Source organism: Microvirga sp. CF3016 (genome assembly GCF_036314085.1).
In the GTDB taxonomy this organism is placed as follows: Bacteria; Pseudomonadota; Alphaproteobacteria; order Rhizobiales; family Beijerinckiaceae; genus Microvirga.
Genome location: NZ_JAYGGM010000002.1, coordinates 196,595 through 217,773, shown reverse-complemented (window position 1 = coordinate 217,773; position 21,179 = coordinate 196,595). Strand labels below are relative to the sequence as shown.

The following is a 21,179-nucleotide window of genomic DNA, read 5'->3' as shown; positions in this document are numbered from 1 at the left end:
GTCTTCGGCTGATCAAGCTTTCAGTTTGCCCCGTTTCAGATGCTCGTCGAGGCGCGGCATGATCTCGACGAAGTTGCACGGCCGATAGCGGTAATCGAGCTGGTTTTCCAGGATGCCGTCCCACGCATCCTTGCACGCGCCGGGCGAGCCCGGCAGCACGAAGATGAAGGTCGTGCCGGCGACGCCCGCCGTCGCCCGCGACTGGATCGTCGAGGTGCCGATCTTGTCGTAGGAGATGCGGTGGAAGACGGCGGAGAAGCCGTCCATGCGCTTGTCGAACAGGGGCTCGACAGCCTCCGGCGTCACGTCGCGCCCGGTAAAACCCGTGCCGCCGGTGGTGATGATCACGTCGATGGCGGGATCGGCAATCCAGCCCTGAACCCTTCCCCGGATCGCCGCGACGTCGTCCGGCACGATGGCGCGATCCGCGAGGCAATGTCCGGCCCCGGTGACACGCTCGGCGAGCGTCGCGCCCGACTTGTCGTCCTCCAGCGAGCGCGTGTCGGAGACCGTCAGCACCGCGATGCCGAGGGGGATGAAGGGAAGGGTGTCGTCGATGCCGGGCATGGAAGAACTCTGAGATGCGCGGTTTCTATGTAGCGCAGGAGGATGAGTGGTTCCATACGCATCGCTCCGACGTCATCACCGGCCTTGTGCCGGTGATCCCGATACGAAAGGTGTCGCGTCTTTGCGAATCGAGATGGCCGGGACAAGCCCGGCCATGACGTGGGATGTTCTGCAAGCGATCCCGGATCGGCTTCGCCGTCCGGGATGACGATCGTCTCTCGCCATTAAAGCTAAAGCCGGCTTGCCCGGAACGTATCGCAGGCCTGGATCTGTCCGGATTTCAGGCCCGTGGTGAGCCAGCGCATGCGCTGCTCGGAGGAGCCGTGGGTGAAGCTGTCGGGCACCACGCGGCCTTGGCTCTGCTTCTGCAGCCGGTCGTCGCCGATGGCTTCGGCCGCGCGGATGGCCTCCTCGATGTCGCCCGGCTCGAGGGACTGCCAGCGCTGGTTGGAATGGTGTGCCCACACGCCCGCGAGACAGTCCGCCATCAGCTCGACACGGACGGAGAGCTGGTTGGCCTCGGCGCGCCCGACCTGCTGCTGGCGCTCCTGGACGCGGGGCAGGATGCCGAGCTGGTTTTCCACGTGGTGGCCGACCTCGTGGGCCAGCACATAGGCATAGGCGAAGTCGCCGCCGGCACGGAAGCGTCGCTGCATTTCCTCGAAGAACGTCAGGTCGATGTAGACGGTCTGATCGAGCGGGCAGTAGAACGGCCCCATGGCCGATTGCGCGCCGCCGCAGCCGGACCGGGTGGCGTCCGAGAACAGCACGAGCTTCGGCTCCTGGTATGGCCGGTTAACCTGTTGAGGCATGACCGTCTTCCACACGTCTTCCGTGTTGCCGAGGACCGCGGAGGCGAAGCGGCCCATCTCGTCCTGCGGCGTACCCTGCCGGCCCTGCTGCTGCTGCTGGTAGCCGGAGCCGCCGCCCGTCATCATCTCGGCGCCGCCGATCAGGATGCGCGGATCGATCCCGAGCGCCCAGCCGACGAGGCCGAGGATCACGATGGTGCCGATGCCAAGCCCGCCCGCACCTCCGGGCATCCCCATGCCGCGACGGTCTTCCACATTGGACGAGGTTCGAAAGTCTTCCCAGCGCATGATCCACCTTCCAGCCGCGGCATCGACGTTCCGCAGGATCTTAAGGCGTAAGCATATGGCCCGGTTCCGGAAAGGGCCATGGGAGGATTCTTACTCCCGGCCGTCGAGGGCCCGTCGCAACGCCTGAAAATCGCGCCAGCCGAGCCGCTTCTGCAGGGGCTGGCGCAGGAGATAGGCCGGATGGAGGGTCGGCAACGCCCGGATCTCCCGCCCATCCTCGGTCTTGTAGGTGAACCAGCGGCCACGGGTGCGCAGGATGCCGTCCTTGACGCCGAGCAGGTTCTGGGCCGCGGGACCGCCGAGGCAGAGCACGATTTCAGGAGACGCCAGCTCGATCTGGCGCGCAATGAACGGCTTGCAGATGGCGATTTCCTGTGGCGTCGGCGTGCGGTTGCCCGGCGGGCGCCAGGGCACGATGTTGGCCACGTAAACTTGGCTACGGTCGAGCCCGATGGTCGCGAGCATGCGGTCGAGCAATTGGCCCGAGCGGCCCATGAAGGGCTTGCCGATCCGGTCCTCGTCCGCGCCGGGCGCCTCGCCGACGAGCATGACGCGGCCCTCCGGATTCCCGTCGGCAAAGGCCAGGTTCTTGGCCGAGAACTTGAGGGCGCAGCCGTCGAAGCCTGCGAGAATGGCCTCGAGCTCCTCCAGCGACTGCGCATGGCGCGCCTGCTCGCGGGCCATGCTCGCCACTTCCTCGGGCGCGGCCGCCGCCGCTTTCGGCAAGGCACGCGGAGAGGGAGCTGACGGAGACGGTGAGGGCTTGGACGGGGAAGGTTGAGGCTGAGCCGCGGCTGGAGCGCGCTCGGCCTTGGGCTCGGCAAAGCGGTTGTGCGGTGTCTCGTCGAGCGCAAGATCGACCCCCGCCTCCACGTGGAAGTCGAGCAGCGCCTGGAGAGCATCGCGGTCGGACGGGAGATCCTGCATAAGGTCTATGTAAGCATTCCAGGGCCTGTGGACAACTCAACGCGCGAAGGAACCGCCAGCTCCCGTCGTCACGAGATCAGGTCGAAGAGCGTCGGGCTCTCGTCGCGTCTGGCACCTTCGATGGCGAGGAGCCGGCGCTTGGTCGTTGCGCCGCCATTGGCCGAGAAGCCGCCGAGCTTGCCCCCGGCCGCGACCACCCGGTGGCACGGCACGATGACGGCGAACGGGTTGCGTCCGAGAGCCTGACCGATCGCCCGGGCATTGTCGCTGCGGAGCCGGGAGGCGATCTCACCGTAGGTCAGCACGCGGCCGGGCGGAATGCTGCGGGCGACCTCGTAGACACGACGGTCGAAATCCGGGACGCCGTCCATGTCCAGCGGCACGGCAGACAAATCGCGCGCCTCGCCGGTGAGCAGTGCCGTCACGTCGGCGACGATGCCCTGGATAGCAGGCGGCGGCGTGGCTTCGACGATGCCGGGGAAGCGCCGGGCGATGCGGGCGTGCATCCTGGCTTCCTCGTCCTCGGGAAGCTGAAAGCCCACGATTCCGCGCTCGTTCCAAGCGAGCCCGCACAGGCCGATGGATGTCTCGAACAGCGTGTAGAACGCCTGACGTTGGGACGGGTGATCCTGCATGCCTCTTTGTAAACCTCCCGCAGGAACTCGCCAACTCGGGAGGTCTTCGTCGCGCAGGGATCGGACGGATCGCGGCGCCTCAGTTGGAGACGGTCAAGGGCTCGCCCGCCGCCAGATGCGCGGCCGTCGGCGTGATCAGCCCGTCATCCGCCATGCGGGCCAGAACCCAGTCCCGCCGGTCCTTGGCCCGACTCCGATTCTCGGCCATGTCGAGGCGATAATGGTTGGGCGCCTTCGGCAGAGCGGCCAGATAGGCGGCTTCCGCAAGGGTGAGATCCGCCGGCTCCTTGCCGAAATAGGCCTGCGATGCCGCCGCAATGCCATAGGCGCTCCCGCCGAAATAGATCTGGTTCAGATAGATCTCGAGGATCTGATCCTTGGTCAGGTTCGCCTCGATCCTGCGGGCCAGGATCACCTCCTTGACCTTGCGCTCCAGCGAGCGCGGCTGGCCCGTCAGCAGCACGTTCTTGGCGACCTGCTGGCTGATGGTGCTCCCGCCTGCCGGGTTGATGCCGAGGCTGGCGATATTCTGCAGGGAGGCGCGCAGGATCGCCCGGGTGCTCACGCCCCCATGGTCGTAGAAATCCTGGTCCTCTGCGGCGAGAAAGGCCTTCACCACATGAGGCGGGATTTCGGACAGGGGAACGAAGCTGCGCTGCTGCAGCAGGCGACCGGCGTCGTCTCTCCGTACCAGACTGGGCGGCTGATAGCTCGCAAGCGTTGCGGCATCCGGCAGGTCCTGGCCGTAGCGCCAGAACAGCAGGCCGGTTCCGGCTCCCGCAAGGCCGAGAACGACAGCCGTCGCGGCCGCGCCGCTAACAAGGACCCGGCGCAGGCGCCCCGTGGCAACCTCGTAGGGAGCCGCCAGGAGATGGGCCGGGATGGCGAAGGCCCGCGACAGCTTCTCGATCATATCGGCGGAGAGATGCCGCTTCCGGCTCAGAATCTCGGAGGCGCGGGAGCGGGAGCCGAGCGTTGCGGCGACGTCTTTCTGCCCTTTCCCTTGAGCGCGCAGGGCGAGTTGCAGCACGCTGATCGGGTCGGCCGAGGGCCTTGGGCCCTGCTTCGCCTCGTAGGCGGCCACGAGAGCGGCCAGGACTTCGAGCCGATCCTCCTCGCGGGATCCCGGCTGGGCGCCCATGAGCGTCTCGATCTCACGCAGGGTTTGCTCGTAATCCGCCGGGGACCGGATCGGTTGTACGCTGACGGTCATCGCTCGTCGCTCCATGGGGTGCAAGGGAGTTCACGGCTTGGATCTGCACGATCTCGCGGGCGAAGTGGATCTGAACCAAAACCTCGCATTCCTCATCGGCAAGGGCGAGGTTGATGCAGCCCTTGTCTTCCCGGGCCATGGCAGGCCATTGCCGCACCAGCTCCGCTGCACTGCCCCAGGAGGCAGCGGACAACAGAGCATGGAGCGCTTTCAGGGAGGACTCCACTTCCGGATGAAGGGTCCAATAGGCTTCGAGTCTTGAAACGCCGATCACAAGCATGAGGAGAACCATAGATGTTCCCAATTTTGGGAGCAAGTGGAAATTTCCGCATGATGTTATGCGGAAAGAGAACTTTCAGCCGCGGGCCAATGAAGCTAGGAGAATGACTTGATTAGAACGACTTGAGAAATCGGCTGGGTCGTTCATATGTAAACTATCTAGCCGCTCGTGTGTTGAAGCCGCGTATCAGGAGGAAGCCATGGCCGATCTGCCCGCCCGTGAATCGATGGAATTCGACGTTGTCGTCGTAGGGGCGGGTCCTGCCGGTTTGGCGACCGCCATCCGGCTCAAGCAGCAGGCGGCCGAGGCGGGAGCGGATATTTCCGTCGTGGTGGTGGAGAAGGGCTCCGAGGTCGGTGCGCATATCCTCTCCGGCGCGGTGATCGACCCAATTGGCCTCGACGGCCTCCTGCCCGAATGGCGCAACGATCCGGATCGCCCACTTAAGACCGAAGTGACCGCCGACGAGTTCATGTATCTGGGACACGCGGGCGGCATTCGCCTGCCCAACGTGTTCATGCCCAAGCTCATGAACAACCACGGCAACTTCGTCGGCTCGCTCGGCAACGTCGCCCGCTATCTCGGCCGCAAGGCGGAGGAGCTCGGCGTCGAGATCTATCCCGGCTTCCCGGCGGCGGAGGTTCTGATCGAGGACGGCAGGGTGGTGGGGGTGGCCACCGGCGACATGGGCATCAGCCGCAACGGCGAGCCCAATGCCAACTTCACCCGCGGCATGGAGCTGCGCGCCAAGTACACGATCTTCGGCGAAGGGGCGCGGGGCTCGCTCACCAAGCAGATGGTCGAGCGTTTCGGCCTGAACCAGGGCCGCGACCACCAGAAATACGGCATCGGCATCAAGGAGCTTTGGCAGGTCAAGCCGGAGAAATTTCAAGCAGGTCTCGTGCGCCATTCCATGGGCTGGCCGCTGCCCAACAATTCCGGCGGCGGGTCCTGGCTCTACCATTTCGACGACAACCTCGTGTCCGTCGGCTTCGTGGTGCACCTCAACTACAAGAACCCGACGCTCTCGCCGTTCGACGAGTTCCAGCGCTTCAAGACCCACCCGATGGTGCGCGACGTGTTCGAGGGCGGAAAGCGCATCGGCTACGGGGCGCGGGCCATCATGGAAGGCGGCTGGCAATCGGTGCCGCGCCTGAGCTTCCCGGGCGGCTGCCTCGTGGGCGACTCGGCGGGCTTCGTGAACGTGCCGCGCATCAAGGGCAGCCACAACGCCATCCTGTCGGGCATGCTCTGCGCCGACCACGTCTTCGCGGCTCTGCAGGCGGGCCGGGCCAACGACGAGGTTGCGTCCTACGAGGAGGCCTGGCGCTCCTCGCCCATCGGCTACGATCTCAAGCGCGTGCGCAACGTGAAGCCGCTCTGGTCGAAATACGGAACGGCGGCCGGGGTGGCGCTCGGCGGCCTCGACATGTGGCTCACCGAGATCTTCGGCTGGTCGCCCTTCGGCACCATGAAGCACGGCAAGCCGGACCATGAATGCCTGCTGCCGCTCTCGTCCGTGAAGCCGATCAAGTACGACAAGCCCGACGGGGTGCTGACCTTCGACAAGCTGTCCTCGGTGTTCCTGTCCAACACCAACCACGAGGAGGACCAGCCGGTCCATCTGAAGGTGAAGGACATGGGCCTGCAGAAGGGCTCGGAGCACGATGTCTTCGGCGGCCCCTCCCAGCGCTACTGCCCTGCGGGCGTCTATGAATGGGTCGAAGGCGAGGGGGGCGTGCGCTACCAGATCAACGCCCAGAACTGCGTCCACTGCAAAACCTGCGACATCAAGGACCCGAACCAGAACATCAACTGGGTCACCCCAGAGGGCGGCGGCGGGCCGAACTACGTGAACATGTGACGCTGCCCTTTTCTTTCCCTCACGCGCCTTTTACGGCTGCAGCGGCAATTGTCCCCTTGCGGCCATAGGAGGGAGGCGCCATTCTCCGGCCTGATTTGGCGCACATCTCCTCCATCAAGAGATGCTGCGATTTTTGGAGCCGCGCTTCGTGCCCACCTTGAAAAAGTCTTTTGCCCCTAAGGGCCTGCCTGCCCTGATGTTGATGGCTGCCGGTCTCTTGGCCGCTCCGGCCGTTGCTGCGAACACGGAAGACGAGATCCTGCGGCCTGCCCAGAGCCTGGAGGGCAATTTCCTGTCCGCCTATGTGGCAGGCTCCGCGCGGGACACCGAGGCGGCGACCATTTTCTTCCGCGAGGCGATCCAGGAGGATCCCCGCAATCAGGAGCTTCTGGAGCGGGCCTTCGTGGCTTTCCTGGCCAACGGCTCCATGACCGAGGCCATACGGGCGGCCGAGCGCCTCTCTGCGCAGGACGGGTCCAACAACCTGGCGCAGTTCGCCCTCGCGGTCCGCGCCTTGAAGAGCCAGAAATATGCCGATGCCCGCACCCGCCTGTCCAAGAGCGGCCGTGGCCGTCAGGCGGACCTGACGGCCACGCTTCTGACCGCCTGGACCTATGCCGGCTCCAAGGACGGCAAGCAGGCGCTCGCCACCGTCGACAAGCTCAAGAACGAGCGCGCCTTCGACCAGTTCAGGGAATACCACGCCGCTCTCATCGCGGACGTGGTGGGCAACCCGACCGAGGCCGAGAAGCGTTTCAAGGCGGCTTACGAGGGCGAGCGCAACACCCTGCAGGTGGTCGACGCCTATGGCCGCTTCCTGGCCAAGCGCGGCCGCAAGGACGAGGCCCTGAAGATCTACAAGGCCTTCGACGAAGTGGCGCCGCGTCATCCCATCGTGCGCGCCGCCGTGAAGGCGCTCGAAGAGGACAAGCCGCTCCTGCCGCTCGTCACCACCGCGCAGGACGGCGCGGCGGAGCTGCTCTACGGCCTCGGCGTCGTCGGCAATACGCAGGGCGACGAGCTCACGGCCATCATCTATCTGCGCCTCGGTCTCGACCTGAAGGCCGATCATCCGCTGGCCCTCGTCACCCTCGGCGACGTCTACGAGCGCCTGAAGCAGTACGACAAGGCGAATGCGATCTTCGAGCGCATCCCCAAGGACTCCCCCGTGCGGCCGAGCGCCGACATCTCCATCGGCCACAATTACGAGCTGATGGGCCGGGGCGACGACGCCATCGCGCATCTCGAGAAGCTCATGAAGGAGCGTCCCGACGACGTGGAGGTCGTCATGGCGCTGGGCAACGTGCAGCGCTCGCGCAAGAAGTTCGCCGAGGCGGCCGAGACCTACGACAAGGCGATCAAGCTGATCGGCCAGCCGGAGCGCGGCCACTGGATCCTCTACTTCTACCGCGGCACGTCCTACGAGCGCGCCAAGCAGTGGGACAAGGCCGAGGCCGATCTGAAGAAGGCGCTGGAGCTCGTTCCCGAAGGGCTTCCGGCCGGTCGGGCGCAGGTGATGAATTATCTCGCCTATTCCTGGGTCGACCAGAACATGAACATCGAGGAGGCCTTCAAGATGCTCACGAAGGCCGTGGAGCTGGCGCCCCGCGACGGCATGATCATCGACTCGCTCGGCTGGGCCTATTACCGGATGGGCCGCTATGACGACGCCGTGCGCGAGCTGGAAAAGGCCGTCGAGCTGAAGCCGGGCGATGCGACCATCAACGACCACCTGGGCGATGCCTATTGGAAGGTCGGGCGCAAGCTCGAGGCGAAGTTCCAGTGGGACCACGCGAAGAACTCGGATCCGGAGCACGAGGAGCTGGTGAAGATCCTCAAGAAGATCGACAACGGTCTCGACGAGGAACCGAAGCCGGCCGCCGCCGAGAACGCTCCCGCGCCGCAGCCGGAAGCGCCGAAGCAGAACGGCGGGTGATCCTTACATTCTCACTCAAACGCTCATGGCCGGGCTCGTCCCGGCCATTTTTGTTTGGGCTCACTGCTATCCACTGTCATCCCGGGGCCGCGTAGCGGAACCCGGGATCCATAAACACGCCGTCTCAAGCAGAGGCGATCAGCGTCACACGTCATTCTGCAATGTTGGCGTTTATGGATTCCGGGCTCGCCTGCGGCGCCCCGGAATGACAGTGGAGCGGGACACGCAACTCTTCCCATCTGCTCCGCTCTCGGGCATGGAAGCGCCATGCCTCAGCCGCTCGCCACCCGCGCCCCCGCCAAGATCAATTTGACGCTCCACGTGCTCGGGCGCCGGGCGGACGGCTATCATGAGCTGGAGAGCCTTGTGGCCTTCGCCGGCACGGGGGACGATCTGCGGCTCGAGCCGGGGGCAGGGCTGGCGCTTCGGGTCAGCGGACCGACCGCCTCTCTCGCCGGCAGCGGCGCCGACAACCTCGTCCTCAAGGCCGCCGGCCTCCTGGCCGATCATGTGGAAGGCCTGCAGCTCGGCACATTCCATCTCATCAAGCGTCTGCCGGTAGCGGCAGGCATCGGAGGCGGATCCTCGGACGCGGCGGCGGCCCTGCGGCTCCTGGCCCGCCTCAACGGCCTGCCGCTGTCCCATCCCGCCATCCGTGCGGCGGCCCGCCTCACGGGCGCCGACGTGCCCGTCTGCCTGGAACCGAGGGCGCGCATGATGCGGGGAGCAGGCGAGGAACTCGGGGCCCCGCTGAACCTGCCGCGCCTCTTTGCCGTGCTGGTCAATCCGCGCGTGCCGGTGGAGACGCCGGCGGTGTTCAAGGCGCTCGGGCTGCAGCCGGGCCAGAATCTCACGGGAGCGACGCATCCGCTCCTCGCGCGCATTTCGCTCGTTGAGACGTTGAAACGTGCTCGCAACGATCTCGAACCGTCGGCCCTGCGCATTCAGCCGCTGATCGGCGAGGCGCTCGGCCTGCTCCGGCATACGACGGGCTGCCGCCTGGCGCGCATGTCCGGATCGGGCGCGACGGTGTTCGGTCTCTACGACGATTGCACGAGGGCGGCCGAAGCGGCAAAGGCCGTCAGGCGCGTCCGGCCGGACTGGTGGGTGAAGGCGACGAGCCTGCGGTAAAACTGATTCTTCTCCGTCATCCCCGGGCTTGTCCCGGGGATCCACGTCTTTGCGACGCTGCGGTTCCCAAGACGTGGATGGCCGGCACAAGGCCGGCCATGACGTTCGTTATGCCGCTTACCACGCCGGGATGATGGCGCCCTTGAAGCGCTCTTCCAGGAACTTCGCGACCTCGGGGGACTGATAGGATTCCACGAAGGTCTTGATCTCCGGACGGTTGTCGCCCTGACGAGCGGCCACGAAGTTGGCATAAGGGTTGCCCTCGCGCTTCTCGACCGCGATCGTGTCCTTGCGGATGTCGAGGCCCGCATTGAGGGCGTGATCGGTGTTGATCACGGCCGCATCGAGGTCGGGCAGGGCGCGGGGCAGCTGCGCCGCGTCGAGTTCCGAGAACTTGATGCCCTTCGGATTCTCGGCGATGTCGAGCAGGCTCGGCGACAGGCCCTGGCCCTCCTTGATCTTGATCACGCCTTGGGCGGCGAGCAGGTTGAGCGCGCGGCCGCCGTTGCTCGGATCGTTCGGGATGCCGACCTTGGCGCCCTTCGGCAGGTCGGCGACGGCTTTCACCTTGGTGGAGTACAGGCCGATGGGCTGGACGAAGGTGAAGCCCACCGGGACGATCTTGTAGCCGCGGGCCTGGATCTGCGCATCGAGATAGGGCTTGTGCTGGAAGGCGTTGGCATCGAGGTCCTTGCGCTCCAGGGCCTCGTTGACGAGGGCGTAGTCGGAGAAGGGCACGAGTTCGACATTGAGGCCCTTGGAGGCCGCGACCTTCTTGACCACCTGCGCCACCTCTTCCTCGGCGCCGGACATGACGCCGACCTTGATGCTCTTCTGCTGGGCGGATGCCGGAAGCACGGCGGCCAGAGCGGTACCGAGCGCGACGGTGGCGGACAGGAAGGTGCGGCGGGTGAAAACGGACATGGGATGACCTTTCGGGCAAAAAGGATCCGCGCTTCGACTCGAAGCCGGACATGTGGTTCGGGGGTGATGGAAAAGATCAGGCCGTGGCGCGACAACACCGCTCGGCCCGCGGGGGCCGAAGGGTAGGCATGGATGCCGTCATGGAAGTCAGGCGCGTCATAGCCGGTCAATCCTCGTGAACCACGAGGCGGAGGCCGCTCGTGGCGCTTTAGCCTTTGATCACGCGGGGCAAGCTGCTCGTCTCAAATCGCCGCGGCCTTGAAGCAGCCGGAGCCGTCTCAAGACAAGAATCCTTCTATACCGACTGGTTTTTAAGTCAATCAATTTGTTCTGTAAAAAGAACAAGCCAGGTATGCGGGCAAGGCTTAGGCCTATGAGACATCGGGTCCGGCTGCGTCATCCGGGCGCTAGGCCATTTGGCCGAAAAGACAGCCTCTTTATGCTATGTTACACAATAACAAACGATTCTGTGTGTCGGCTTCGCAGCAGGCCTTCAAGACCAAAGAGAGCAGGGGCTAACCGATGAGCAGTTCAGGGCAAATCTTCGAGTGGGAAGGAATCACCCAGCCTTCCTATTGGGGCGGGCAAATCCTGGCTCCCACTGGCCTCAAGGCCATGGATCAGATCGTGGCCACCGGCGCCAACACGGTCACAATCATTCCCAACTTCTTCCAGGCGAACAAATTCAGCAACTCGGTGGCGTTGAGGGAAGGCGACCCGACCAATCCTTGGGACAACGAGAGTGATACCTTCGCGCAGGTTAAGCAATCCATTCTCGCGGCCAAGGAGCGCGGCCTCAAGGTTGTGCTCAAGCCCCATCTGGAAACCAGTCCAACTCGCGTTTGGCGCGCAGAAATCACGCCCGGAGGTGCGGACTTTAGCCAAGCCAAAGAATGGTTCGCCAGTTACAAGGCCATGATGGTCGAATACGCCAAGGTCGCGCAGGAAGCCGGCGCGGAGATGATCTGCGTCGGCACCGAGATGAACAGCATGATCGATCCGACCAAGGTCTGCAGCGACGGCAAGTCCTATACGCAGAAATGGGTCGAGATCATCGATGCCGTGCGCGCCGTCTATTCCGGCAAGGTCACCTATGCGGCTACCTATGACACGGTGATGAAGGTCGGCTTCTGGGACAAGGTCGATTACATCGGCACGGACGCCTATATCCCGTCTTCGCTCGTCAATAATCCGACCGTCGATCAGATCGTCGATGCCTGGGTCAAGCCGCATTTCAATTCCTGGGTCCGAGATTTGCACGGGGGCAAATCCGTCGTCGATTATTACAAGGCGCTCTCCGAGCAGTACGGCAAGAAGGTGATCTTCACCGAGGTCGGCTACAAGAGCATGGACGGGGCGAACAAGGATCCCGGTGTGTTCGGCGGCAGCGGGACATACGATCCTCAGGAACAGGTCGACTGCTACGAGGCTCTCTACAAGGTGATGGAGAACTACGGCGGACAATGGCTCGCCGGATCATTCCTCTGGAGCTACTATTCCTTCGAAAATCCGATGACCGAACGGGACGTCCCGTGGACGGACTACACCACGCAGCACAAGCCTGCCAACGCCGTGGTGACCAGTCATTATTCAGGCCCGGCCCATGGAACCGGACTCGTCTGGAACGGCACGAACGTCACCGACAAGCTCGATGGCGGTTATCACAACGACACCCTGAACGGCGGCGGCGGCAATGACATCCTCTGGGGCGGCGCGGGACACGACCGGCTCAACGGTGGCCTGAGCAACGATACCATCGACGGCATTGCCGACGAAGACACCGCGGTCTTCTCCGGCACCCGCGCCGACTATGAGATCTACACGCTCGGCAATGGCCGGTTCGTCGTCAAGGACACCCGCCAGAACGGCGACGGCACCGACGAACTCCGCAACGTGGAGAAGGCGAGCTTCACGGATGCGACTGTCGACCTGAACACCATCTCGGGAACGCCCCCGGAGAACACTTTGTCCATTGCGGCCGTTCAGGCCAGCAAGCGCGAGGGCGCCGCAGGCACGACGACGGACTTCACCTTCAAAATCATCCGCTCCAGCGACGTGGGTGAATCGACCATCAAGTGGCGGGTGCAGCTTCCGGCCGGCACCGTCCGGGCCAATGACTTTGCCCTCATGACCGGCGAAGCCTTCATGGGCACGGGTGCGATCGAGCAGACGATCACCGTGAAGGTCAGAGGCGACGTCATCTCCGAGGCGGACGAGACATTCACCGTCGAACTCTACGAACCGAGCGACGGCGCCACCGTCGGCACCGGCAGCGTGAGCGGCACGATCCTCAACGACGATGCCGACAATGCCCCGACAGACATCCGGTTGAGCGGCACAGCGGTTACCGAACTCGCCGAGGCAGGATCGCTGGTCGGCACGTTGTCAGTTTCGGATATCGATGAGGACGAGGCACACAGCTATTCGATTGTGAATTCGGACGGGCGGTTCAGGATCGAAGGCAACAGGCTCCTGGTCGATAACGGCTTCAGGCTCGATCACGAGCAAGCATTCTCGCACAAGCTCACCATCCGGGTGACCGACAAGGCCGGCGCAACCTATGTGAAGGAATTGGAGGTCCATGTCGGCAACAGGGATCCGGAAGCGACCGAAGGCAGCGCGGCCGATGACGTGTTCTTTGGCGGCGGCAGCAGCGACACGCTCGGCGGCGGAACAGGCCATGATCGCTTGTTCGGCGGGGTGGGAACCGACAGCCTTAAGGGCGACGGCGGCAATGACATCCTCTCGGGCGGCGCCGGAAAGGACACGCTCACCGGCGGCAAGTGGAGCCGGGCGGACGCGAACAAGGATGCCTTCCTGTTCGATTTCAAGGTGACCCGAGGCAACGCCAAGAGCCACGCCGATGCGGTCAAGGATGCCCAGTTCAAGTACGACGCGTTCTATTTCGACGATGCGGCCTTCGGCAATGCGGCCATCGCCAAGTACCTGAAGGGCCAGAACGCCGCGCTCGACAAGGCCATCGTTATCAAGAAGGGCTGGTTCGCTCTCGGCGAAGCGAAGCAGAAGGACGACTTCTTCATCGCCAAAAAGGTAAACTCGAAGACGTATAAGCTGTTCTTCGATGCCGACGGCTCGGGCGCGAAGCACAAGGCCCTGGAGATCGCCACCGTCACCTACGACAAGAAGGTCGGCGGCGAGATCGGCTACAAGGATTTCCTCCTCGTCTGAGGAAATCGTACCCGCTCAATAGGCGCGGGCGATGCAGAAATCGACCGCGTCGAGGAGGGCCTGCTTCATCGGGCCCGATGGAAAGAGGGCGAGCGCATCGCGGGCCATGGCGCCGTAATGGCGGGCCCGCTCGACCGTGTCCTCCAGGGCCCGGTGGCGGCGCATGATGGCAATGGCCTGCTCGAGATCCGCATCCTCGATCTCGCCCTGTTCCAGCACGCGCTTCCAGAAGGCGCGCTCCTCGTCGGTGCCGCGGCGGAAGGACAGGACCACGGGCAGGGTGATCTTTCCTTCCCGGAAGTCGTCGCCCACGTTCTTGCCGAGCGTCGCGGCCTTGCCGCCGTAATCGAGAGCATCGTCCACGAGCTGGAAGGCGATGCCGAGGTTCATCCCGTAGGAGCGGCAGGCGGCCTGCTCGGCCTTGGGACGGCCGGCGATGACGGGCCCGACCTCGCAGGCGGCGGCAAAGAGCTCCGCCGTCTTGCCGCGGATCACGGCGAGGTACTCGTCCTCGGTGGTCTCGGTGTTCTTGGCGGCGGCGAGCTGCATCACCTCGCCCTCGGCGATCACGGTCGCGGCGGCGGACAGGATGTCGAGGGCGCGCAGCGAGCCCACCTCCACCATCATGCGGAAGGCCTGGCCGAGCAGGAAGTCGCCGACGAGCACGCTCGCCTCGTTGCCCCACTTGATTCGGGCCGCGATCTTGCCCCGGCGCATGTCGCTCTCGTCCACCACGTCGTCGTGGAGGAGGGTGGCGGTGTGCATGAACTCGACGGAGGCCGCGAGCTTCACGTGCCCGTCGCCCTGGTAGCCGGACAGATCGGCTGTCGCCAGGGTGAGCATGGGCCGCAGGCGCTTGCCGCCGGAGGAGATGAGGTGGTTCGCCACCTCCGGGATCATCGTGACCTCGGAGCCCGTGCGCGACAGGATCATCGCATTGACCCGTTCCATGTCGGAGGCCACAAGGGACACGAGCTTCTCGATGCTCGCATTCTTCTCGGGATGCTTGTCTTCGAACGGAACGACGACGCCCACGTCTCACTACCCGGGTTGCCGGCCGGCTTGGCCGGTAGGAATATCAGTCACCGTGGCATGGCATTTTCCATGCTGCAATGCAAACGCTTACCGCAAGGGAAGGATCTCAGCCCGATGGTCGAAATCGTCCGCACCAACGACCTCGTTCTGATCGGCTTCCTACAATCCCTCCTGGAAAACGCCAACATCCCCGTGCTCGTGGCCGATATGCACATGAGCGCCCTGGAGGGCATGATCGGCGCCTTTCCGCGCCGGATCCTCGTGCCCCAGGATCATCTGGCCCAGGCGCGCCGTCTGATCGCCGAGGCCGGCCTCGCGGCCGAGTTGCGGCATGAATGAGGTGACGGACGATCTCCTCCTCGGCGGGCGCATCCGCCTCGCCCAGCCGAAAACGGGGCATCGGGCAGGCACCGATGCGGTGCTGCTCGCCGCCTCGGCGCCGGTGAGGCCCGGTGACGTGGTGGCGGATGTGGGCGCGGCGACGGGTGCCGTCGGTCTCATGGTGGCGGTCCGGGAGCGGAGTGCCCGCTTCGTCTTCGTCGAACGGGATTCTCACCTTGCCGCCTTGTGCCGTGAGAACTGCCGGAACAACGGCATCGAGGGCGCGATTGCTGTCGCGGACGTGCTCGACAAGGCCTCGCGCCAAGCCGCGGGCCTGATCCCTGAGAGCGCGGATCTCGTCCTGACCAACCCCCCGTTCCTCGAGGAGGGGCAGGCGCGAATCTCGCCCGACCAAGGCAGGGCGGCGGCCCATGTCCTGCCGGCGGGCGGCCTGGAAGCCTGGCTCAAGGCCTGCGCGGGGCTCTTAAAGCCGAAAGGGCGCCTGATGATGATCCACCGGGCGGACCGGATGGCCGAATGCCTTCATGCTTTGGAAAAATGGTTCGGAGGCCTTGAGATCCGCCTCGTCCATCCAAGTGCCGACCGCCCTGCGATCCGCTTCCTCGTCTCTGGCATCAAGGGCAGCCGGTCGCCCCTGAGCATCCTGCCGCCAGTGATCCTGAACGGGCCTGACGGCCGCTTCACCCCGCAGGCTGAGGCGCTTCATCGGGGCGAAGCCACGCTCCTATAAAAAGGGCGCCTTGCGGCGCCCTTAGGATTTACCAGCGGCCCGGCCTGCGCACTGTGCGGCAGACCTCGATCGGGCGGCGTACCCAGCGGTAGCCGTTCCAGACGCGGCGGGGCTCGACCCAGCAGCGGCGCACCGTGCGAACCGGCCGATAGGCCCGGTACGGACGTCCGTAATAGGGGCGCCCGTAATAGGGACGTCCGTATTGGACACGCACGACCGGACGGGGACGGCCGTAATAGCGCTCGACCACCGGACGATAGCCATATCCGTAGCCTGGATAATAGGGCTGCGCCTCGGCCGGCTGCACCGACAAAGCGCCGAAGCCCAGCGCCGCAAAACCAAGAAGGCCGAACATCAGCTTACGCATTCATTCTCTCCTCAACTCCGCCCCGACACCAGTTGCAATGGTGTCACGACCGGGCTGTTGTCCATGATGAAGATTTAAACCGTCTTAACTGAACGCAGCCCGACAATTTCCCTAACGGTATGTTCATCTTGGGAAGCCGGGCCGTGCACCCTACATAACAGCCATGGCTCAAACATCGTTCTCGTCCATGGTCCCGGCTCGTCTGCAATTCCTCCTCCCTGCCAAGTTTCGCACCTATACCCATCCCATCGTGCCCGTGGTGCGCCTCTCGGGGCCCATCGGGGCCGTGATGCCCCTGCGCCAGGGGCTTGCGATGCAGAGTGTCGCGCCCCTGCTGGAGCGCGCCTTCTCGGTTCCGGGCGCGAAGGCGGTGGCGCTGGTCATCAACTCGCCGGGCGGCTCGGCCGCGCAGTCGCATCTGATCTTCAAGCGGATCCGCGCCTTTGCCGAGGAGAAGAAGCTCCCCGTCATCGCCTTCGTGGAGGATGCGGCGGCCTCCGGTGGCTACATGATCGCCTGCGCGGCGGACGAGATCTATGCCGATCCGGCCTCCATCGTCGGGTCCATCGGGGTCGTCTCCGCGAGCTTCGGCTTTCACGAGCTGATCGAGCGCATCGGCGTCGAGCGGCGGGTGCACACGGCCGGCAAGAGCAAGGCGATGCTCGATCCGTTCCGGCCAGAGAACCCGGACGACGTGGTGCGCCTGAAGGGGCTCCAGCGCCAGATCCACGACGTGTTCGTCGGCCTGGTGAAGGACCGCAGGGGTGAAAAGCTCAACGATTCCTACGACGATCTCTTCTCCGGCGCCTTCTGGGTCGGGGCGGAGGCGCTCGACCTCGGCCTCGTCGACGGGCTCGGCGACATCCGCACCATCCTGCGCCAGCGCTTCGGCGACAAGGTCCGGTTCCGCATGATCGAGCCAGCCCGCCCGCCGCTGCTCGGCCGCCTTCTGGGCCGGCGCTCGCTCGGGCAGAGCAGCCTCATCGATCCCGGCGAGATCGTCGGCGCCCTCGAGGAGCGGGCCGCCTGGGCGCGGCTGGGATTGTAACCACCCTCCGTCTTCCGGGGCGCTACGCAGCCCTCCTCCCCGCAAGGGGGAGGGGATTACGTGCGACGCTTGACTTGGACGGCCCGTCATCCCAAGGGTTCGCCTGACATTTCTTGAGACAAACCGGACGCCGACATGACGAGCGAACCCGCGCATATGAACCCTGCGCGCTCCTTCCAGGGCCTGATCCTCACGCTCCAGCGCTACTGGGCCGAGCAGGGCTGCGTCATCCTCCAGCCCTACGACATGGAGGTCGGTGCGGGCACTTTCCATCCCGCCACCACCTTGCGGGCTCTGGGCCCCAAGCCCTGGCGCGCGGCCTATGTGCAGCCCTCACGCCGCCCCAAGGACGGGCGCTACGGCGAGAACCCGAACCGGCTCCAGCATTATTACCAGTTCCAGGTGATCCTGAAGCCGAACCCGCCGAACCTGCAGGAGCTCTATCTCGGCTCGCTGAAGGCGATCGGGATCGATACCTCCGTCCACGACATCCGCTTCGTCGAGGACGATTGGGAGAGCCCGACGCTCGGCGCCTGGGGCTTAGGCTGGGAATGCTGGTGCGACGGCATGGAAGTGTCGCAGTTCACCTATTTCCAGCAGGTGGCCGGCTTCGAGTGCTCGCCGGTGGCCGGTGAACTGACCTACGGCCTCGAGCGCCTCGCCATGTACCTGCAAGGCGTGGAATCGATTTACGACCTCAACTTCAACGGGCTCGACGGCGACCAGAAGGTCACCTACGGCGACGTGTTCCTGCAGGCCGAGCAGGAATATTCGCGCCATAATTTCGAGTATGCCGACACGGAGATGCTGTTCCGCCACTTCCGCGACGCGGAGGCCGCCTGCCGCAAGTATCTGGAGGCCGGCGAGCCGAAGCCCGGGTCCAACGACAACCGCCACCTGATGGCGCTGCCGGCCTACGACCAGTGCATCAAGGCCAGCCACGTGTTCAACCTGCTCGACGCCCGCGGCGTGATCTCCGTCACCGAGCGCCAGAGCTACATCCTGCGCGTCCGCGAACTGGCGAAGGCCTGCGGCGCCGCATGGCTGAAGACCGAGGGCGGAGGCGTGGCGGCGTGAAACACCACCGTATTCCCTCCCCCTTGAGGGGAGGGCTAGGGTGGGGGTGTCGGCTCTGCAAGACCAAGCTCCAAGCTCCCATGCTCCGAACGACAAAAGCAGGAACACGTCGCTCTAGAGCCCTCCGCAGACGGATGACGGATGCCGAGAGGCGTCTCTGGTGGCACCTGAAGCGTGTTCCGCTTGCCGCTACTCATTTCCGCAAGCAGGCGCCGGTCGGCCCATATGTGGCGGACTTCGTCTGCCACAGCGCCAGGTTGATTCTGGAAGTCGATGGAAGCCAGCACGGGTTTGAGAGCGGTCTTCAATCCGATGCGGCGCGAAGCGCGTGGCTGAGAATGCAAGGCTACAAGGTTCTTCGATTTTGGAACCATGAAGTGATGAACGAGATCGACGTCGTGCTCGACACGATCTATGCGGCTCTTTACACCGCACCCTCGACCGGCGCTGGCGCCGACACCCCCACCCCTAACCCCTCCCCACAAGGGGGAGGGGAATAGAGCGGCGAACCACCGATGCCCGATCTTCTCCTCGAACTCTTTTCCGAAGAAATCCCCGCCCGCATGCAGCGCCGCGCGGCGGAGGATCTGAAGAAGCTTGTGACCGATGCGCTCGTGGAGCGCGGCTTCCTCTACGAGGGCGCGAAGGCCTTCGCCACGCCGCGGCGGCTGGCGCTCCATGTGGCCGGCCTGCCCGTGAAGGGCCAGGACGTGCGCGAAGAGCGCAAAGGCCCGCGCGTCGGCTCGCCCGATGCGGCGATCCAGGGCTTTCTGAAGGGGGCAGGGCTCGCCTCCATCGAGCAGGCGAGGATCGAAAGCGATCCCAAGAAGGGCGAGTTCTACGTCGCCGTCATCGAGAAGCCCGGCCGCTCGACGCCGGACGTGCTGGCCGAGATCCTGCCGGGCATCATCAAGAATTTTCCGTGGCCGAAATCCATGCGCTGGGGCGCGGCCTCGCGCGAGCCCGGCTCGCTCCGCTGGGTGCGCCCGCTCCATTCCATCATCTGCACCTTCGGGCCCGAGACCGAGGATCCGGAGGTGGTGCGCTTCGAGGTCGACGGCATCGCGTCGGGCAATGCAACCCGTGGCCACCGCTTTCTTGTTCCTGATTTGTTCCACGTGAAACATTTCGGCGATTACGTTCAGGGGCTGGAGCGCGCCAAGGTCGTGCTCGATGCCGATCGCCGCAAGGACATCATCCTGCACGACGCCAAGGATCTCGCCTTCGCGCAGGGCCTCGACCTCGTCGAGGACGAAGGCCTTCTGGAAGAGGTCGCCGGTCTCGTGGAATGGCCCGTGGTGCTCATGGGCTCCTTCGACGAAGCCTTCCTCGACATCCCCCCGGAGGTGATCCGCACCACCATCCGGGCGAACCAGAAATGCTTCGTGCTGCGCCAGCCATCCCCCTCCCCACAAGGGGGAGGAGAGCAGGGCGCGCTTGCGAACAGGTTCATCCTTGTCTCCAACCTCGTCGCGGCCGATGGCGGCGAGACGATCGTCGGCGGCAACGAGCGCGTGGTGCGCGCCCGTCTCTCCGACGCCAAGTTCTTCTGGGAAACGGACCAGAAGGTGAAGCTGGAAGACCGGCTGGAGAAGCTGAAATCAATCGTGTTCCACGAGCAGCTCGGCACGCAATACGAGCGCGTGGAGCGCATTGCAGCGCTCAGCAAAGAGCTCGCGCCCATGGTCAGCGCCGATCCTGAACTTGCGGAGCGCGCCGCACGCCTCGCCAAGGCCGATCTCGTCACCGAGATGGTGGGCGAGTTCCCCGAGCTGCAGGGCCTCATGGGCCGCTACTACGCGACGCTGCAGGGCGAGCATTCGTCCGTCGCGGCGGCCATCGAGGAACACTACAAGCCGCTCGGTCCCTCCGACCGCGTGCCGACTGACCCAGTGTCGGTCGCCGTCGCACTCGCCGACAAGATCGACACCCTCGTGGGCTTCTGGGCCATCGACGAGAAGCCGACGGGATCGAAGGATCCCTATGCGCTGCGTCGCGCGGCGTTGGGTGTGATCAGGCTGGTGCTGGAGAACAATCTCAAGCTTTCTCTCACCAGCCTGCTTGCGAAGCCTTTTGCCAGGACAGCCAATGCGGCTCTCTTCGCGGAATTTCTCAAAGCGAAGGAGCTTGTCGACGCTATTGAGCAGAGCCCGTTTGCTCCTGTCGTTGAACATCCTTCCGTCGCCGAATTGGCTGCAATCTTCCGGCAACGGCAGATTGTCGAAGGTGAGACGCTTGCGCGTCTCATGCATGCTCGCGCATTGGATCTCCTCTCCTTCTTCGCCGATCGCCTGAAGGTCTATCTCCGCGACCAGGGCGCGCGGCACGATCTCATCGATGCCGTGTTCGCGCTCGAAGGGCAGGACGACTTGCTCATGATCGTCCGCCGCGTGGAGGCGCTGGGTCGCTTCCTCGACACCGAGGACGGCCGGAATCTGCTCGCCGGCTATCGCCGCGCGGCCAACATCCTGCGCATCGAGGAGAAGAAGGATGGGCGCCCCTACGACGAGGCGCCGGACCTCCAGATCGTCAACGACCAAGGCCAGATCGAGGAGAAGGCGCTCGCCGTGGTTCTCGACGGAGCGAAGCGCGAGGGCGCCGCTGCGGTCGCGGCGGAGGATTTCGAGGGGGCAATGCGCGCCCTGTCCCGCCTGCGCCAGCCTGTCGACGCCTTCTTCGACAAGGTGACCGTGAACGCGGACGATGCAGGCCTTCGGGCGAACCGCCTGCGGCTCCTCAACAGCATCCGCGAGGCGACCCGCACGGTGGCGGATTTCTCGCACATCGAGGGCTAGTCCCGTCCGCCGAAAGGGC

Annotated in this window: 19 protein-coding genes; 10 read left to right on the top strand and 9 right to left on the bottom strand. The window is 64.8% G+C overall.

Features of this window, described 5'->3' with window-relative positions:
* Positions 1-12 precede the first annotated feature (12 nt).
* The 6 genes from moaB to VB672_RS03320 all read right to left on the bottom strand — a co-directional run bounded on the left by moaB (position 13) and on the right by VB672_RS03320 (position 4,734).
* Positions 13-567: a molybdenum cofactor biosynthesis protein B gene (gene moaB / locus VB672_RS03345; protein ID WP_329782752.1), complete on the bottom strand. Its 555-nt coding sequence runs from the start codon at positions 565-567 to the stop codon at positions 13-15.
* A gap of 230 nt (positions 568-797) precedes the next feature.
* Entirely contained in the window at positions 798-1,667 is an 870-nt protein-coding gene (gene ypfJ, locus VB672_RS03340; RefSeq protein WP_329782751.1) for a KPN_02809 family neutral zinc metallopeptidase, read from the bottom strand.
* A gap of 90 nt (positions 1,668-1,757) precedes the next feature.
* A complete protein-coding gene (locus VB672_RS03335; RefSeq protein WP_329782750.1) occupies positions 1,758-2,594 on the bottom strand; it encodes a uracil-DNA glycosylase in 837 nt (278 codons plus the stop codon).
* 68 nt (positions 2,595-2,662) lie between these two features.
* A complete protein-coding gene (locus VB672_RS03330; RefSeq protein ID WP_329782749.1) occupies positions 2,663-3,229 on the bottom strand; it encodes a methylated-DNA--[protein]-cysteine S-methyltransferase in 567 nt (188 codons plus the stop codon).
* 79 nt (positions 3,230-3,308) lie between these two features.
* The gene (locus tag VB672_RS03325; RefSeq protein WP_329782748.1) at positions 3,309-4,442 is read right to left on the bottom strand and encodes a transglycosylase domain-containing protein; all 1,134 of its coding nucleotides are present in this window, start codon (positions 4,440-4,442) and stop codon (positions 3,309-3,311) included.
* Complete coding sequence (locus tag VB672_RS03320) at positions 4,384-4,734, bottom strand: hypothetical protein (protein ID WP_329782747.1); 351 nt, start codon at positions 4,732-4,734, stop codon at positions 4,384-4,386. The genes VB672_RS03325 and VB672_RS03320 overlap by 59 nt, the downstream gene beginning before the upstream one ends.
* Before the next feature lie 187 nt (positions 4,735-4,921).
* Here VB672_RS03320 and VB672_RS03315 point away from each other — a divergent pair, with 187 nt between their 5' ends.
* From VB672_RS03315 to VB672_RS03305, 3 genes are all read left to right on the top strand, one after another.
* Positions 4,922-6,586, top strand: a complete 1,665-nt coding sequence (locus VB672_RS03315; RefSeq protein WP_329782746.1) for an electron transfer flavoprotein-ubiquinone oxidoreductase — start codon at positions 4,922-4,924, stop codon at positions 6,584-6,586.
* 148 nt (positions 6,587-6,734) lie between these two features.
* Positions 6,735-8,522 (top strand): tetratricopeptide repeat protein, encoded by a 1,788-nt coding sequence (locus tag VB672_RS03310; RefSeq protein ID WP_329782745.1) that lies wholly within the window; start codon positions 6,735-6,737, stop codon positions 8,520-8,522.
* Between the two features lie 267 nt (positions 8,523-8,789).
* Positions 8,790-9,653 (top strand): 4-(cytidine 5'-diphospho)-2-C-methyl-D-erythritol kinase, encoded by an 864-nt coding sequence (locus tag VB672_RS03305; protein WP_329782744.1) that lies wholly within the window; start codon positions 8,790-8,792, stop codon positions 9,651-9,653.
* 117 nt (positions 9,654-9,770) lie between these two features.
* Here VB672_RS03305 and VB672_RS03300 read toward each other — a convergent pair whose 3' ends face one another.
* Positions 9,771-10,577 carry a MetQ/NlpA family ABC transporter substrate-binding protein gene (locus VB672_RS03300; protein WP_329782743.1) on the bottom strand — a complete coding sequence of 269 codons (807 nt, stop codon included), beginning with the start codon at positions 10,575-10,577 and terminating at the stop codon, positions 9,771-9,773.
* Between the two features lie 522 nt (positions 10,578-11,099).
* On the opposite strand from VB672_RS03300, the gene VB672_RS03295 reads away from it, so the two are divergent.
* Positions 11,100-13,766 carry a glycoside hydrolase family 113 gene (locus VB672_RS03295; RefSeq protein WP_329782742.1) on the top strand — a complete coding sequence of 889 codons (2,667 nt, stop codon included), beginning with the start codon at positions 11,100-11,102 and terminating at the stop codon, positions 13,764-13,766.
* Between the two features lie 15 nt (positions 13,767-13,781).
* On the opposite strand, the gene VB672_RS03290 is transcribed toward VB672_RS03295, so the two are convergent.
* Positions 13,782-14,801 (bottom strand): polyprenyl synthetase family protein, encoded by a 1,020-nt coding sequence (locus VB672_RS03290; protein WP_329782741.1) that lies wholly within the window; start codon positions 14,799-14,801, stop codon positions 13,782-13,784.
* 114 nt (positions 14,802-14,915) lie between these two features.
* On the opposite strand from VB672_RS03290, the gene VB672_RS03285 reads away from it, so the two are divergent.
* Both VB672_RS03285 and VB672_RS03280 read left to right on the top strand, forming a co-directional pair.
* On the top strand, positions 14,916-15,140 hold the full coding sequence (locus VB672_RS03285) for a putative signal transducing protein (RefSeq protein ID WP_329782740.1): 225 nt from the start codon (positions 14,916-14,918) through the stop codon (positions 15,138-15,140).
* On the top strand, positions 15,133-15,873 hold the full coding sequence (locus VB672_RS03280; protein WP_329782739.1) for a tRNA1(Val) (adenine(37)-N6)-methyltransferase: 741 nt from the start codon (positions 15,133-15,135) through the stop codon (positions 15,871-15,873). The genes VB672_RS03285 and VB672_RS03280 overlap by 8 nt, the downstream gene beginning before the upstream one ends.
* 28 nt (positions 15,874-15,901) lie before the next feature.
* On the opposite strand, the gene VB672_RS03275 is transcribed toward VB672_RS03280, so the two are convergent.
* A complete protein-coding gene (locus tag VB672_RS03275) occupies positions 15,902-16,240 on the bottom strand; it encodes a hypothetical protein (protein ID WP_329782738.1) in 339 nt (112 codons plus the stop codon).
* Positions 16,241-16,403: 163 nt separating this feature from the next.
* Here VB672_RS03275 and VB672_RS03270 point away from each other — a divergent pair, with 163 nt between their 5' ends.
* From VB672_RS03270 to glyS, 4 genes are all read left to right on the top strand, one after another.
* A complete protein-coding gene (locus VB672_RS03270) occupies positions 16,404-17,288 on the top strand; it encodes a S49 family peptidase (protein WP_329782737.1) in 885 nt (294 codons plus the stop codon).
* A gap of 135 nt (positions 17,289-17,423) precedes the next feature.
* The gene (locus tag VB672_RS03265; RefSeq protein ID WP_329782736.1) at positions 17,424-18,365 is read left to right on the top strand and encodes a glycine--tRNA ligase subunit alpha; all 942 of its coding nucleotides are present in this window, start codon (positions 17,424-17,426) and stop codon (positions 18,363-18,365) included.
* A gap of 134 nt (positions 18,366-18,499) precedes the next feature.
* Positions 18,500-18,865, top strand: a complete 366-nt coding sequence (locus tag VB672_RS03260; RefSeq protein ID WP_329782735.1) for an endonuclease domain-containing protein — start codon at positions 18,500-18,502, stop codon at positions 18,863-18,865.
* A gap of 15 nt (positions 18,866-18,880) precedes the next feature.
* Entirely contained in the window at positions 18,881-21,160 is a 2,280-nt protein-coding gene (glyS, locus tag VB672_RS03255; protein ID WP_329782734.1) for a glycine--tRNA ligase subunit beta, read from the top strand.
* Positions 21,161-21,179 lie beyond the last annotated feature (19 nt).